At 58.5% G+C, this 14,287-nt stretch carries 15 protein-coding genes and 1 tRNA gene; 10 read left to right on the forward strand and 6 right to left on the reverse strand.

Features of this window, described 5'->3' with window-relative positions:
• Window positions 1-123: 123 nt before the first annotated feature.
• Both EN949_RS24435 and EN949_RS24445 read right to left on the reverse strand, forming a co-directional pair.
• Window positions 124-357, reverse strand: coding sequence for a hypothetical protein (locus EN949_RS24435; protein WP_127366489.1), 234 nt, complete (start codon window positions 355-357; stop codon window positions 124-126).
• Between the two features lie 480 nt (window positions 358-837).
• Window positions 838-1,758, reverse strand: a complete 921-nt coding sequence (locus tag EN949_RS24445; RefSeq protein WP_127371162.1) for a LysR family transcriptional regulator — start codon at window positions 1,756-1,758, stop codon at window positions 838-840.
• Between the two features lie 271 nt (window positions 1,759-2,029).
• Here EN949_RS24445 and EN949_RS24450 point away from each other — a divergent pair, with 271 nt between their 5' ends.
• The 4 genes from EN949_RS24450 (at window position 2,030) to EN949_RS24465 (ending at window position 5,681) form a co-directional block, all read left to right on the forward strand.
• Window positions 2,030-2,689, forward strand: a complete 660-nt coding sequence (locus EN949_RS24450) for an ABC transporter permease subunit (RefSeq protein WP_127365458.1) — start codon at window positions 2,030-2,032, stop codon at window positions 2,687-2,689.
• A 13-nt stretch (window positions 2,690-2,702) separates the two neighbouring features.
• A complete protein-coding gene (locus EN949_RS24455; RefSeq protein WP_127365459.1) occupies window positions 2,703-3,452 on the forward strand; it encodes an ABC transporter permease subunit in 750 nt (249 codons plus the stop codon).
• Window positions 3,453-3,503: 51 nt separating this feature from the next.
• Complete coding sequence (locus EN949_RS24460) at window positions 3,504-4,352, forward strand: transporter substrate-binding domain-containing protein (RefSeq protein ID WP_127365460.1); 849 nt, start codon at window positions 3,504-3,506, stop codon at window positions 4,350-4,352.
• A gap of 75 nt (window positions 4,353-4,427) precedes the next feature.
• The gene (locus EN949_RS24465; RefSeq protein ID WP_127365461.1) at window positions 4,428-5,681 is read left to right on the forward strand and encodes a CapA family protein; all 1,254 of its coding nucleotides are present in this window, start codon (window positions 4,428-4,430) and stop codon (window positions 5,679-5,681) included.
• Between the two features lie 16 nt (window positions 5,682-5,697).
• Here EN949_RS24465 and EN949_RS24470 read toward each other — a convergent pair whose 3' ends face one another.
• A complete protein-coding gene (locus EN949_RS24470) occupies window positions 5,698-6,210 on the reverse strand; it encodes a helix-turn-helix transcriptional regulator (protein WP_245458885.1) in 513 nt (170 codons plus the stop codon).
• 37 nt (window positions 6,211-6,247) lie between these two features.
• Between EN949_RS24470 and EN949_RS24475 the strand changes: the two genes are divergently transcribed.
• From EN949_RS24475 to EN949_RS36675, 3 genes are all read left to right on the forward strand, one after another.
• Window positions 6,248-6,610, forward strand: a complete 363-nt coding sequence (locus tag EN949_RS24475) for a helix-turn-helix domain-containing protein (RefSeq protein ID WP_348629954.1) — start codon at window positions 6,248-6,250, stop codon at window positions 6,608-6,610.
• Between the two features lie 649 nt (window positions 6,611-7,259).
• Complete coding sequence (locus EN949_RS36670) at window positions 7,260-7,457, forward strand: hypothetical protein (RefSeq protein WP_245458887.1); 198 nt, start codon at window positions 7,260-7,262, stop codon at window positions 7,455-7,457.
• Between the two features lie 151 nt (window positions 7,458-7,608).
• Window positions 7,609-7,938: a tyrosine-type recombinase/integrase gene (locus EN949_RS36675; protein WP_245458888.1), complete on the forward strand. Its 330-nt coding sequence runs from the start codon at window positions 7,609-7,611 to the stop codon at window positions 7,936-7,938.
• Between the two features lie 1,021 nt (window positions 7,939-8,959).
• Here the strand turns inward: EN949_RS36675 and EN949_RS24490 are convergent.
• The 3 genes from EN949_RS24490 to EN949_RS24500 form a co-directional block, all read right to left on the reverse strand.
• Window positions 8,960-9,604 (reverse strand): hypothetical protein, encoded by a 645-nt coding sequence (locus EN949_RS24490; protein WP_127365462.1) that lies wholly within the window; start codon window positions 9,602-9,604, stop codon window positions 8,960-8,962.
• Window positions 9,601-10,770: a hypothetical protein gene (locus EN949_RS24495; RefSeq protein WP_127365463.1), complete on the reverse strand. Its 1,170-nt coding sequence runs from the start codon at window positions 10,768-10,770 to the stop codon at window positions 9,601-9,603. Before EN949_RS24495 ends, EN949_RS24490 begins: the two co-directional genes overlap by 4 nt.
• Before the next feature lie 390 nt (window positions 10,771-11,160).
• Window positions 11,161-11,721: a hypothetical protein gene (locus EN949_RS24500; protein ID WP_127365464.1), complete on the reverse strand. Its 561-nt coding sequence runs from the start codon at window positions 11,719-11,721 to the stop codon at window positions 11,161-11,163.
• A 908-nt stretch (window positions 11,722-12,629) separates the two neighbouring features.
• Here EN949_RS24500 and EN949_RS24505 point away from each other — a divergent pair.
• The 3 genes from EN949_RS24505 (at window position 12,630) to EN949_RS24515 (ending at window position 14,164) form a co-directional block, all read left to right on the forward strand.
• A tRNA-OTHER gene (locus EN949_RS24505) sits at window positions 12,630-12,717 on the forward strand.
• A 649-nt stretch (window positions 12,718-13,366) separates the two neighbouring features.
• Window positions 13,367-13,864, forward strand: a complete 498-nt coding sequence (locus EN949_RS24510) for an N-acetyltransferase (protein ID WP_127365465.1) — start codon at window positions 13,367-13,369, stop codon at window positions 13,862-13,864.
• A 156-nt stretch (window positions 13,865-14,020) separates the two neighbouring features.
• On the forward strand, window positions 14,021-14,164 hold the full coding sequence (locus EN949_RS24515) for a ribbon-helix-helix domain-containing protein (protein WP_245458889.1): 144 nt from the start codon (window positions 14,021-14,023) through the stop codon (window positions 14,162-14,164).
• Window positions 14,165-14,287: the final 123 nt, after the last annotated feature.

Below are 14,287 nucleotides of genomic sequence, written 5' to 3' on the forward strand. Positions count from 1 at the left end.
CCGCAAGGTCGCTGATCGCAACCGGATCGTCAGTCATTGCGTCGGGCAGGTTTTCTGCCATCCACCGGTCGAGGAAATTAATGCCGCGCGTGCTCATCGAGCACATAAGCCAAAGCTAAGGGGCTAGGTTCCAGCGTCAGGACGGTCGACGGCTGTCTCGTCCAACTCCGCTTCCATGCTGGCGCTCATCGGCTTGGGCTCGCTGCCCAGTGGCACGCCGTCGAAGCCCTGCAGCCAGGCTTCGGCGCGCTCGGTCCAATAGCTTGGCACGGCGCGTTCCTTGCCATCCTTGTGCGCCTGCTGACCGTACATCCAGGCGGAGGTGACGCACTCCTGATCTTTCTTAGCCAATGCCATCGTCGTCCTTCCAGAAATCGCGCAGCATCGCTTGGTGCAACGTCTCTTCGCCTTTTAAGGAAGCGCACCTTGCCTGAAAGGCCAGGCTTCAGCCACTCGGCTTTTTGCTTTTTGCAGCCCTTCGGCGGCGGCGCACCGACCTTGCCCTGGACGCGATTCCAGCGCGCCTGGCGCGTATCGGCCTTGAAGGTGACAAAAGCGCCGCCCATGTAGCGGCCTTTGTCGGCCATCAGCACATCCGGAGCTACCGGATGCAATTCAAACGGCAGGGTTCCTGTCCTGCAAAGTACCGCGTCTTGATGCCACGGGCGATCGACCTGTTTCGACCATATGCCCTTTCCATCGGGGATCTCGCCTACGGCATCTCAAGCCGGAAACCCTGCACACGATCCGGGTTGCGAGGGCATCCTGGCCGTCGCAAGTGCGATCCGCTATGAGGTGCCAACACAACCTCCATCTGTTGCGCTTCCTAAGGAAACCCTAGCAACCTCTAGCAGGCGGCTCCGTGGAAAACGCAGCGATGATGGCCTCACGTGATACATTCAACGCGTTGGAAAAGGTCCTGCCCTTCTGCCAAATCGCCACGTAGTGATACAGAGCGGATGGTTCCACTGGCTTTATTCCCAGGTGAAATGCCGCGTATTCGCGCGCAATGATCTCATTGGTAATCGAAATGCCGAGGCCGGCCGAAACGTATCCGGCTTCGTGACCATTGCAATCGAATTCCACCAGTATGTCCGGCTCGACGCCGGCGAAGCGCAATGCATTGAAGTTCATTTGGTGGGCAGCGAACTGGGGATCGATATCGACGATCGTTTCGCCTGCCAGATCGTGAGCCTCGATACAGGCCTGTTTTGAAAAGCGGTGGTCGGGGTGAAAGATGCATACGTTTCGTGCCGACCCGAGCGGCGCCCACTCAAACAGGCTGGGATCCAAGGGCAATCTCGAGATCCCGAGTTCCGCTCGTCCTGCCAGGATGTGCTCGCCGATCTGCTCGTAGCTTCCCGAAATCGAGCGGACATTCGAAGCGGTCTTTGCGTGGATAATCGCCACGACCTTGGGCAAGGTCACGAAACCGAAAACAGAAGGCGCGGCAATCGCAATCCGCTGCTTTTCGTCGTTCTTCATCGCGAAGATCGACGCCTCCAGCCGATCCAGGGACGTCAGGGCAAGTTCCACGTTTCGCAGGAGTTCCCAGGCTTCCTGCAAGGCGACGATGCGGTTGGCTGATCTCTTGAAGAGTGTGATGCCAAGCGTGGCCTCGAGTTGCTTCACATGTTGACTGACGGCCGGCTGGCTTATCCCGAGCGCTGCCGCCGCTCGCCTTGTCGAACCGGCCCGCAACACTTCTCGAAAGACCTTCAGTTGACGGAGCTTAAGGTCACTCTGCAGCAACTCCATGCCCTGCGCTCCTCTCCCTCAGAACGCCACCCGGGAAGCGGATAACGCCAACCTGAGGAGTAACGAACCGCCTCAGTATATAACGGCTCGTTATAGATAAAAGAATAAAAATTATAGATTGAGTGTGTAATTTCACACGCTAGAATTGGGAAATATCTTAAGTTAACTCCAAATTACAAATATAACAATTCGCAACCTTAGGTAATATGGCTTGGTCTGAGTGACAAGGACCGTCGTATCTCGCGGTACTGCGATTCAAGGAAAGCGCCGCATGGGTGGTTTTACTACTCAGTTTGTTGTCGCCCTCACCGTGACCGTAGGCCTAGCTCTTGTCAGCGGCTGCCTGGGTACGGCATTCGGGCTGTTTCTGGCCATTTCGAAGGACACGGCACAGCCGCGCCTCAACAGCGTCGTGACGGCCTACACGACAGTTGTTCGTGGTGTACCAGAACTTCTCATTATCCTGCTCATCTACTTCGGCGGAACGACGCTCGCCAGCAAGATCGCCGGTCGGTACGTGGAGGTGAACGCATTCACCGCAGGGGTTATCGCGCTCTCGGTCGTCTTCAGCGGCTATGCGACCGAAGTGTTTCGCGGCGCGATTGCGGCGGTGCCAGCGGGTCAAGCCGAAGCGGCAAAGTCGCTTGGGCTGAACGCCTGGCAGCGTTGGGTGTTCATCATCGGACCGCAGATGCTGCGGCTGGCGCTGCCGGCCTATGGCAATCTCTGGACTTCGCTCTTCAAGGATACCGCGCTGGTTTCGATCGTCGGCCTGACCGACATCATGCGCGTTGCGTATGTGGGGGCCGGATCCTTGCGCGCACCATTGACCTTCTACCTTGCGGCCTCCGCCCTCTACCTCTCGCTGACCACCGTCACGCTGCTTTCGATCCGGCTGGCTGAGCGGCGCTATCCGGCACTCGGCCAGTAGGAAAGAGCGACCGATGAATCTCGGCTTGATGTTTGACGCACTGGTTGTCCTGCCCTCGGGCGTTGGTCTCACATTGACCTTGACGGTCCTGTCGCTGACGGCCGGATTTCTTCTATCGGTGCCGCTGGCGTTCATCCGTGCGTTCGGACGTCCCGGCCTCTCGCTGGTGGTGCTCGCATACACCTATGTGATCCGCGGCACGCCGATGCTGGTTCAGCTCTTCCTGCTCTACTACGGCCTCGCTCAGATCGAGGCGGTGCGAGCCAGCATCTTCTGGGTGATCCTGCGCGACCCTTTCTGGTGTGCCCTTCTGACATTTTCTCTGAACAGCGCTGCACACACCACCGAGATCCTGTGCCGCGGTCTCCAGTCCGTGCCCAAAGGTGTCACCGAGGCGGCCACGTCTCTAGGCTTGAAACGCTTCCAGATCGCTCGCCTGGTCACCTTCCCGATCGCTTTCAGGATATCGCTACCGGCCTACGGCAACGAGATCGTTGGGATGATCAAGGGTTCGTCCCTGGCGAGCACGGTGACGTTGCTCGAGATCACCGGCATGGCGAGACAGATGGTGTCGACCACGTTCGCACCCTACGAGATCTTCATCGTCGCCGGAGCGATCTATCTATCGCTGACGTCGATTGCCGTAAAAGCGATCCAGTTGCTGGAGCGATGGCTTTCGACCGACGGCAATCGAGTGCATCGACGCAAAGCCCGATTGCGTCCGCCCTTGCCTGACCCCGAGATCACGACGCCCCTGCCCTGACCGCGGGCTTTTCGGCTCCCCTATCCATCCAAACCAACGAAGAGGTGCATCATGCGCATACCCCTGGCTATTGCTGTTTCTATCGCATCCCTGATTTCGGCATTCCCCGTCGGCGCGCAAAGCGAGCGCGTCATAACGATCGCTTCCGAAGGTGCTTCGCCGCCCTGGGACAGCACCGACGCGAACGGTCAACTCTACGGCTACGATATCGATGTTGGACAGGAGCTGTGCCGTCGCATCGAGATCAAATGTACCTTCGTGCCGCAGGATTGGGACGGGATCATCCCGGCGCTGCTTGTCGGCAAGTTCGACGTGATCATGTCCGGCATGGCAATCACGGAAAAACGCAAGCAGAAGATCGCATTCTCCGTTCCCTACGCCACCGGCTTCAACCAGTTCGTTGTGCGCAAGGACCTGGGTCTCGATCCTGGCGACATCAAGCAGAAGGTCAACCTCTCGACCATCGGCGACAAGGAGAAGGCGACCATCGAACGCCTCAGATCGACACTCGCCGGCAGGGCGATCGGGGCCCTGCGCTCGTCAAATTCGGAAGCGGTCGTGAAGGAAATGCTGGGCGATGTCGTGACCATTCGCAGTTATGACAGCCAGGACAACATGAAGCTCGATCTTGCCGCGGGTCGCATCGACGGCGGTCTGGCCGACTATTTCACCTGGCGGGATTTTCTGGAGACGCCTGCCGGTTCGGGTGTGGGGTTTTTCGGGCCTGAACTGAAGGGCGGTCTCTGGGGGCCAGGCGTCGGCGCCGGCATGCGCAAGGACGATACCGAGTTGCTGGCCAAGTTCAACGCGGCGATCGACGCGGCCACCAAGGATGGGACGATCAAGGCGCTGAGCCTGAAATGGTTCAAGAGCGATATCTCACCAGCCCTCTCGCAATAGGCGGCAACCGACTTCGACATTTGACGTGGCGCCGGCCGGAACGCCGGCGCCCTCCCCTCCTTCAAGGCGAGCCCCATGAAAGACCAATTCTGCGCGATCGTTACCGGCCAATCCCTGATCAAGCACGACATCCGTGACGTCAAAGACGAACGTTTCATCGCGGTTACGGACTTCCTGGGCCAAGGCGACGTCGTCTTCACCAACTTCGAGTCGACGATCCTGGGCAACCACGGCGGGTGGCCGACCAAGGGCAAATACTTCGGCTATTCCAGGGCTGAAGTGCTCGACGCATTGCAGGCCATCGGTTTCAACGCGCTTGCGCTGGCAAACAACCACGCCTTCGATCTCGGCGCTGGCGGCATCCTCTCGACGCTGGAGGAGGTGGAAGCGCGCGGCTTCCTCCATGCCGGCATCGGAGCCGACGAGACGGAGGCCAGGAAACCGGGCCGCCGCCGGCTGGGCGCGCGCGAGGTCGCGCTTCTTGCGATGGATGCAGGCCCCGGCCCGACCAACATGTATGCCGAAGACCGTACGGCCTTCCGGCCGGCTCGGCCCGGCGTCAATCGCCTGAACACGGTTCGCAAGATGGGGGTGCCGGATGGGCATTTCAGCAGACTGGCAAGGCTGGGCGCGCATTTGCAAAGCTCCCCCTTTGAACTGGCCAACTATGCGCAACCGGAGGACCCGGTGGCGGTGTCGGCGGGCACGGAGATTAATTTCTACGGCACAGTGTTCACGCAAGCCGCCGACTTCGGCCGTATGATCGAAGTCGATCAGCAGAGCGCGAGTGTCCATCTGTCCGGCATCCGGCACGCTGCGGCTCAAGGCGATTTCGTCATCGCCTATCTGCACCACCATCATTGGGAACCAGGTTGGCAGGACGTGCCGCGCTGGGTGCAGACCTTTGCCAGGATGTGCATCGACGCCGGCGCCAACCTGTTCGTCAGCCACGGCGCCCCGGTGCTGCAGGCCGTGGAGATCTACAATGGCTCGCCGATCTTCTACGGTCTCGGCAACTTCCTCTTCCACGTGCACCCCGACGAAACCGAATGGGATCCACCAGAAGTCTGGCAAAGCATCGTCGCCGCATGCCGCTATGATGCCGGCGGAAACCTAGCGGGGATAGACCTTCTGCCCGTAGCGATCGGCGCGGACCCTCAGTCCCTCGGACCAGCAACGGGCAGACTGGTGCCCGTTGCCGTCACGGGAAGCGTGGCGCGAGACATCCTCGAGGGATTCGCGAGCCGCTCGCGGGCGTTCGGCGTCGAAATCGAAGTGTCCTCGACTAGCGGCCGCATCGCCCTGCCCGCTGCCCGAAAATTCGGCTGACGGCCCCGACCGGCCGTCAGATGGTCTTGCATTCGGCCGGTGCGGATTCGCCGGCCGTTTCGCTATTCGCGTCTGTGTCTGGCAGGGCCAGTTCTTCTCCTAGCGCTGCGATCAGGGACGAGACGCGACCACGCACTCGCGGCGGAAGGTTCACCAGTCCCTCGATCAGGCGCCGACCCTCCGCGCTGGCGATGAAATCCAGGCGCTCATCGACCGGCAGCGGCCGCGCCTCGGCGCGAGCCTCATTGTTTCCGGGCAGGCCTTCGAAGAAGCGGCCAACAGGAACACCGAGCGAGCTGGCGATCTCGTAGAGCATAGAAGCGCTCACGCGATTGCGCGCGTTCTCGTATTTCTGGAGCTGCTGGAAGCTGATGCCTATGGATCGGGCAAGCTGGGCTTGCGACACGTCGGACTGGACGCGAACGGTCGCAATCTGCCTGCCGACATGCTGATCGGCGGGATGAGGGTCACTGTCGATCTTTGGCTTCGGCTCCGTCCGGAGGAGGACGGTGCGTTGCGGTTTCAACAAGGCCTTCGATCCTCCACTAGTCAGCCGGATAGAGAGTTTGTCGCGCCCGCTCCGGGCTCTTCGCGCCCATTTATCTGCAGTCGAATCGCCATTTAATATACCTTACAGGGCGCAAAATAACCCTATAGGTGGCAAAGAAAATCTGCCTGTCGATTGTGGACTCATGGTCAGTCCACGACAGATTCGAGCCGCACGGGCTTTGCTTGGTTGGTCGCAGCAGGAGCTTGCCGACAAGGCAATTGTGTCGCTGAATGCGCTGGTCCGGTTGGAAAATGGCAAGGTGGATTCCCGGATCAGCACTCTGCAGGCTATTGAGGCGGCTTTGATAAAAGCGGGTGTCGAGTTCTTGTCTGCTGGCCAAAAGGGTGAAGGTGTACGGCTCTTAGATCCTCAAGCTTGAAGGTCCCGTTGGCGGATGGACAGGTTTCCGTTCTGTCAATTGCAATTACGACAAGCACCTCCTGCGGGTGACGAGAGGCAAAGTCGTGGTAGTGTCGGAATCAGTCATGATCCGAAATCCAAACAGCTTGGGTTGTGGCTAGGCCAAACGACGTGCTGGAGCACGTCTTTCGGCTAGGAGCACCGAACTACATTTTACGTACATACCGTACATTACGGACATCGCTATTGTCAAACGTTCCTTATCCTGCCGACAACAAAACTGAACGCTTCGAGTTGCGGCTCTCGAGCGACTTGCTGGCTCGCGTGGACGAGTGGCGTCGCACCCAGCCGGATCTTCCCTCGCGATCGGAAGCGTTCAGGCGATTGGTGGAGGCTGGTCTAGCGTCAAAATAGGTTGCCGCTTGCTTCGACCGCATGAGGAGCCCTATCCACGGCACCGATGGACCGCGACTATGCCTGTGTCGCACATATGACAGCTTTCGGAATCGGCAAATACCGCCCTAAAAGGCGACAATCGGGCGCCTAGCCGAGAGGCAGCTTTTGGGACGGGGAACGAACCCGCTGCGCGGGAGGGCGCCTGGGGTTGAGGTAGAGGGCACAGGCCGGGCATCGCGCCTGCATTGAGCGTCGCGCGGCAGCGGCAGAGCATGAGGGGCTTCTTCAACAAGGAACCTGACCAATGCGCCATCCCCGTTCTCGATGCACCCATCAGTCCGCTGCGCCAGCGGCTGATCGACGAGATGAACATGCGGCGTTTCTCACGCGAGACGCAGCGCAACTATCTCCGCGATATCGGACGCCTGTCGACATTCCTCGGGCGTTCACCAGACAGCGACCGCCGATGACCTGCGTCGGTTGCAGATCGAGCAGCAGGAAGGAGGCGTCCCGTGCCGACGATGAACAGCATCGTGTCGGCGCTACGCTTCTTCTTCACCCAAACGCTCGACCGCCCTGGCGCGCCGGCTCGTCCGGCAGGCGCATCCGCGCAACCTGCCCGTGGTGCTCAGTCGCGACGAGGTCGCCCGGCTGCTCATCGCCACCACCTGCCTCAAGCACCAGGCCGCACTGTCGGTTGCCTATGGCGCGGGCCTGCGTGTCGCCGAGGTGTCGATGCTGAAGGTTGCCGACGTCGACAGTGAGCGCATGCTGCTGCGCGTCGAGCGTGGCAAGGGTGGGCGCTATCGCAAAGCCATGCTCTCGGAGGACCCGCTCACCCTTGTGCGTGAGTGGTGGAAGGTCGGACGTCAGCAGGGCGTGATGCATCGCGACGGCTGGCTGTTCCCCGGACAGCACGCGATGAAGCCGATCAGCACGCGGCAGCTCTAATGCAACGTCGTCGAGGCGCTTCCCAGCGGCGGTCGCGCCATCGCCGACATCAGCCGCAGATCAAAATCCCCATGGCCATCGACTTGTGGCCCGCGGGTTCCTTCCTCGGGGACTTTCGTACGCCTGCCGGCGCCCGAAACTCTTCACGATAGCGGTCTGACCGCATTGAAGTTGCGAACCCACGAAGCCGTGGCGGCAGTGTTAAGTGCAACGACCGAAATTGAGGCGCACTGTGGCTCGGCAGCTGTGCAGCGGAGATCGGACCGGCAGCTTAGGGAACAATGATGTCAGACGCGGCCGTTCCGCTATCCCCAGAACCTGAAGCCAAAAAATTCCTTGAGCATGTTCGTCAGTGTGAAAACTGTATTTCACCCTGAGGGAACCGACCGGCAGGATTACAACACCGCTCTCCAGGGCGATCATACGCGGCTGTCTCGCACCTCGTTCCTTGCCACGTGAAGCGCGTCAGCCACTCGCTCTAGCTCCGAGATCTTGAAAAGGCGCCGGCGCGCTCCTGTGTGACAAACAACGTGCGGCTCGCTGCCGGAGCGTGGGTCCGCGTTTGCTCCGCACAGTCCATGGGCAAGGCAATTTCGTACATCGACCTGCATCTCAATGTTAGTTCGGATACGCTGGCACGCGTCCGGCTCAACTTCGCGCCAGTGGATCCATACCGATCGCTCAGACAACTGGCGATCTGGCTCCACTGCCTTGATACGCGCGCGGACTTCTTCTTCGAGCCAGCCCCAATGCAGGAGCACATATGCGACTGCGGCCATCAAATCGCGCATGTTCGGTTCGGAAGCAGAATCGTCACCCATAGTTGTCACTCGACGTGATTGCCCCATCAGCCAGAGGCTGCGAATTGGCGCTACGACCATGGACTTTGCGGACTTGGGATCGGGGCTCTCTCAAAGTGCGATTTCCTTCATGGCTTTCTGCAGCTCGAAATTCATTTGCCTCTCCCCCAAACTCAAACCGTTACACAGCTCGGGTACCTGTCCCCCGGGCTTCATGCTGGTCATTTGACGCCCGAGTAGCCTATCATTCGGCCGTCCTGGTCGAGATCAATAAACGCCCGTTTTCCGCGCCGGCTAACAGCCATGAAAATGAGACGATTTTGGTGAGCCTCAAGGAAGCGGAGCGCTTGGCCACTGTCATCATAGTGAGTGATGTCGTCCCCGTCTGTTTCCCGAAACCCATTTTCCTCCAAGAAGCGCTCGTTGAACTTGCCGACGGCAATTGCCTTCAGCCGTTTAGGTCGCTGAACAAGGCCAACCACGATCCCCATTCCCGCGAGGAGCGCGGTCAGCACAAACGCGCCCAACAGCGCAATCAGGAAGGGGCTGTCAAGCTTGCCGTCGGCGACAAGCATGAGGACCCCTAACATCAGGAGGGTGGCGGCGCACAGGCCTGCCGCGATCAGAAGGAGGCTTGCAAGAACGGTCAGGAAGATGGTTCCGAATATCCCTCGATCATGCCCTCGGACGAGGCCCCGTCCGCCGATGAATGGGCAAATGACAGCTGCCAGAAGGAGCGCGATCAATTCGACGTTCTTCTTCGTTTTCTTGTAGATATCCCTGCCGAACGCGAATCCGAAGCCTGCGACCGCGGGTCCCCCAATGCCTGCTGCGACCAGCGCCAGTTTTGAACGCCTCGAATTCACGCGATCTCCCCCTTGTGCCCGATCAAGCGGCGCGAGGTGCGGATTGAAGAAAACACGAACCACGACGCCCCAGCGAACCAACCTACTACGGCAATCAAAACCGATACGACCAGATAAACCAGTTCGCCGAGCTTGATCGCGCCTTTGCCCAGCACTTTCAGGACCGCAGAGGTTCTTTCACCCATACTGCTTGCCAAGGATCGGAACCGGGAGAGCTCATTGGCGTCATCGGCATTTTCCAGAGCTCGAAATGTCGCCTTTATCCCTCCGGTCGACGCTATTCCAGTTGCGGAACTCGCAAGTAAACCCACCTCCCCAACCACCTCTTTGCGAACCGCGCCGGTAAAGGCAGCTTTTGCAGCTGTCATGTCGACTGGCATCATTTCTGAGATCAGTTTTCGGAATCCCGAGAAGTCGCCCTTTGCGACGCGACGCCAGTCGATCTCGATGAAGGCCGCGCGAACGGCTGCTGCCGTTGGAGCCTTGAATGTGGGGAGGGATGTACGGGAAAGTCCTCGTTTCAAGCCTTCCAGGTCAACCAGTCGAGCCGACATAACGCCGAGGCGTTTGAGCAAGCCTTTCGATAGCTTCCCGGCTTTGTTGGCGTTTTTCAGCAGCGAGAATCCCATGTCCATCGCTCCGGTACCTGGAACATTCGTCGCCAGACCAAGCAGGGAAAGGCCTAGCGTGAGCTTGTCGTAGTCCTCTCCCCGGATCAGATGGTTGCCTTGGATGACTGCATCGCGAACATCGCCGACACCGACGTAGTCGGCGGCCAGCACGCCTCCGATGGAAGCTGGGGTTGTTACTTGCCCGGTAATCGCGCCATCCAGGAAATCCTTGCTGTTTCGCAGTCCGAATTCAAATGGGCTTTCGCGGGTCCGCCCAAACAGATCCGCCGGCAATTCGCGTCCACTGTCACGCGCGAGCTCCACCAGGTTTTGGGCTTCAGAAACATCGCCCTCATCGAGCGCTTGTTCGATGGACACCTCGTAGTCGTTAGTAGAAAGGCGACTCAGCCGATATTGTGAGATCGCGAACGGATCCCAAAAGTTAAATGCCAGCTTCAGGGCGGCAAATTGATTTGAGGAGACGAAGGCAACAAGTGTTGCAATCAGCATTGCCCCACCGATTGCCCGTCGGCCAAGACGAACGAAACGGAACATGCCCTTCGCACCCCGCAAGAGCTATCTTTTCAACCATCTCAACATCCCCTTGCAGAAGCCGCAAGGACGTCCTCAGTGTGAAACTAGAATTTCACACTGACACCCTTCCGCCCCCCGGGAGTCGGGTGCAGGCCTTGCGTGATCAGAACGACCCTCGCCCGTCAGTCAAGAAGTCAAGACATAATAGCCTAGTCAGCAAGAATCTGACGCCGGAATTTACCTCAATCTCAAAATTCGTATTTACACTAAATGACAGACGCGAAGCCTTAGCTAAATCCGGTTTCTCATCCGATTCGTTCATGCTTGGCCATCGGAGGGTAGCTCACTGCAACCTTGTTGTGGAAGCGTACCTTGGGCATGGGGTATGTAATCTTAGGGCAATAAATCGGTTCACCATGGTTCATCCTCCGGGTTGATCCGGACCATTGATTCGCGCTTGTTTTCCGCAACCTGTATTTTGCGGGTTTCGGATTTTCGTATGCTAAACACATAGAAGGCCAAAGGAATGCAGAGGTAGGCCGCGCCCGCCGCAATGTTCCAGCCTAATAAAGGATTGGTAAAACTGATGATTACAGTTATCAACATAAGACTAAATGTTGTCCAAAACCACGCACGAACATCATAGGACAACCAGCCCGTCAAGCCGCCTATCACGACAGCTGGCATCATAGCACCGAAACCGTACATTAACTTTAGCCCGATGGTTTGCCGCAATTCGCGGGGCGCCAACCACAGAACCGCAACTAAAACGACTGCTCCAGCTATAGCTATCCGTCTGCCGGGATGTTCGGAAAACATTTTTAGACTCCGCCAATTGTTCGTACCACGCTTTTTTTGTACGGACCGGGCCTGCCCGGTCGGCGCGGCGGGATCCATCTTCCTGCGAAGATCGGCCGTTGACCAGAGCGTCTGCGACACATTAGCGGCCATTTCCGGCGTCATCATGCGCATAGTGAGATTGACCGCCCATTCGTGTCTTGCTCCCGCCAATGCAGACACTCGATTGGCGGCGGAAAATGTACCTGAACCTGAGGCGTTGGATTGGCGACTGCATCAGCAGCGCCTTGAGAAAGCGCATGAGCGTACCAGAGCTGCGCCTGCCGCGAGGGATTCTCTTTGCAGAATGAGTAATTGAAGCAGGCGTTCCGAGTTTCCTCCGAGTCTGATGCATAACAGCACGATGAGTTGTCCTCGCTTGGCGGATTCTTGATGCGCTAACGTCAGTCTCGACCGCCCTATTGCCAAGGCGGTACGCATCAGCTGCTCCGGGTCGAGCAGGAGACTGGAGCGTCTACGAAGCGATTCCTGGAAGCCATCGTGCATCAAGATGCGGCCGTGGCGGTTGAGGTCGGCTGCTATTTTGGGCATGGCCACACTTCTTGGAGAGCCGCGGCAACCCCTGACATGGCCGTGTTTGACCACTTCTCCGGATGCTTTTGGGCCCAGTTCACGAAAATCTGACGTGCTGCCTGATAAGTCGATTCCGTGGTCCGACACATTCCTAATCTGTTCAGCAGATTAAAGTTCTTTGGTTGGTCGCTATGCTCGATCACCACACCAACCAACAGCATCGCGTCGGACAAAGAACCTACATAGCCTATGCAGAAATTGAACTCGGGAGAACCCTCTGCCGAATTACATTGGTCTAGCACCTCGTGTACGGTCAGGGCGGAAGCGTTTGATGAAAATAGCCCGGCAGTGATCAACGCTACTAGCCCAACTAAAATGGGACCTCTTTGCCCAGTCCTCTCCCCTGAACGATCGCGGATGAGATCCAGGCGACGTTTCAAACTCGCTGTCGCTTGGCTGGTATCAGACGGGGATCGAGATCTGGAAAATATCACGTAAATATCACATTTGGAGCGATGGAGTGGTTTTAAGGCAGAAGTCTTGAAAACTTCCGTACCGGGAACGGTACCGTGGGCTCGAATCCCACTCGCTCCGCCAGTACCCGCGACACGCAGATCAGCGAACTGCTACTCGGGCAAGCCGTCGACAAGGAACAACCGCCCAACAACGAGATACCCGGAGGAAGATCCATGTCGGACGGGACGTTAAACAAACCGCGTCGGTGGTCGATCTCCGCTCCTTTGGCGCTCCTGAAGATGTCCTCGATTAGAGCCTTCATCTTCGCCGCCGGCTTCTCTTCGTTTGCTGCCGCGGCATTAGGCGCCGAGCTACAGCGAAGCTGTATCGAGCCCCCTGCGACCGTTATCGAGCTTACGGGCATTAACACCAAGCATGCGCGGGCCAGGGCATAGTTCAGCGAACCGGATATCGTTAAGGCGTGCCATGAAGGCTACGTGGACCAAGGCAGCTTCTCGTCACCGGAAAAGTGCATTCGAGAAACGAAGGTGGCCCTCCTTGGCGACGAAATTAGCGCCGAGGCAAATTGCACCAAGGGCACCCTCAGGTTGGGGGAAATGACCTTCAAAATGCCCGTCGAGGCGAACTGTGCATCCGGCGGGATCTTCGCCGCGCCAGCTTTCACAATGCTCTGCCCCACATATCGAGGCAGGGTCATGAAACCGTGAGGAAGGCAATTGCGCCCGGCGCACGCCGCCGAGCTGGCTGGTAGATCGAGGGAGTTTATCTTATGACGCAACAGCTAACCGACCCTGCCGTTGGACTGGTATCGTTCCAGAAAGCCCTTGCAGATGGGGAGATTTTTCCTGAGCACTGCAGGCTAGACCCTGATCTTTACGTGCTGCTAGATCAGCCCGCTGGGAGTCCTCGGTTCACTTACGCGCGCATCCAAAAAGATGGCACGGTAACAGCAATAGCCATCTTGGCGGTGGCTGAGCCTATGCAAGGGCTCCCGTGTTTCCAGCTCGGATACGCTGTTCCCGAGCAATGTCGAAACCAAGGACGCGCGAAAGAGGTGGTCACAGCAGCCCTTGCAGAGCTCAAGCATGGCTTTGCCGATGCAAACGTCCACACATTCTTTGTGGAGGCTGTCGTCGGTGCCGACAATCCAGTCTCGCAAGCAGTAGCCGCAGCGACGATCTCAACCCAGCCGGAAGCTGGCATCGACAAATTTGCGGAAGTGTCAGTGCTGCAATATGTGCGCAAATTCGAACCAACTGCCGTCTAAGCGGCAAACCGGCCCCCAGCCGTTCGACGGCGGGCACGGAACGTCACGTCAGCCCCGGTGCTTCCGTGAGAGCAGGAACTGTGATATCAGAGTTTTATGCCAAAGCAAGAAACCGTGGTATCAAAGAAACGCGGACCCGCCCCAACCGGAAAGGGCGTGCCGATCATGGTCCGCTTGCAGCCGGACTTGCTCGACGGCGTCGATCAATTCGTTGCCGAGCATGACGTCACGCGGCCGGAAGCCGTTCGGCTGATCGTTCGTGACTGGTTGCGCCGCCACCAGGTGCTCAAGGCCGAGTGAACTGCCGGGCGTTCGGTTTTCCGAAAGCACGCCTTTTCAGGCCGGCGTCCGTGCGGTCTGAGTAGGCCACCGAAACAGCGGTTCGGCGTCGACACGGCTCCGCTGCTCCTCGTTTAGCCAAAC

This window comes from Mesorhizobium sp. M7A.F.Ca.US.007.01.2.1 (genome assembly GCF_003998165.1).
Lineage (GTDB): Bacteria > Pseudomonadota > Alphaproteobacteria > Rhizobiales > Rhizobiaceae > Mesorhizobium > Mesorhizobium ciceri.

Coding starts and splice junctions, on each gene's coding strand:
- EN949_RS24460 (WP_127365460.1), top strand. CDS start 3,504: ATGCGCATACCCCTGGCTATTGCTGTTTCTATCGCATCCCTGATTTCG.
- EN949_RS24445 (WP_127371162.1), bottom strand. CDS start 1,758: ATGGAGTTGCTGCAGAGTGACCTTAAGCTCCGTCAACTGAAGGTCTTT.
- EN949_RS24450 (WP_127365458.1), top strand. CDS start 2,030: ATGGGTGGTTTTACTACTCAGTTTGTTGTCGCCCTCACCGTGACCGTA.
- EN949_RS24500 (WP_127365464.1), bottom strand. CDS start 11,721: ATGCGCATGATGACGCCGGAAATGGCCGCTAATGTGTCGCAGACGCTC.
- EN949_RS24495 (WP_127365463.1), bottom strand. CDS start 10,770: ATGTTCCGTTTCGTTCGTCTTGGCCGACGGGCAATCGGTGGGGCAATG.
- EN949_RS36670 (WP_245458887.1), top strand. CDS start 7,260: ATGAGGGGCTTCTTCAACAAGGAACCTGACCAATGCGCCATCCCCGTT.
- EN949_RS24455 (WP_127365459.1), top strand. CDS start 2,703: ATGAATCTCGGCTTGATGTTTGACGCACTGGTTGTCCTGCCCTCGGGC.
- EN949_RS24435 (WP_127366489.1), bottom strand. CDS start 357: ATGGCATTGGCTAAGAAAGATCAGGAGTGCGTCACCTCCGCCTGGATG.
- EN949_RS24465 (WP_127365461.1), top strand. CDS start 4,428: ATGAAAGACCAATTCTGCGCGATCGTTACCGGCCAATCCCTGATCAAG.
- EN949_RS24510 (WP_127365465.1), top strand. CDS start 13,367: ATGACGCAACAGCTAACCGACCCTGCCGTTGGACTGGTATCGTTCCAG.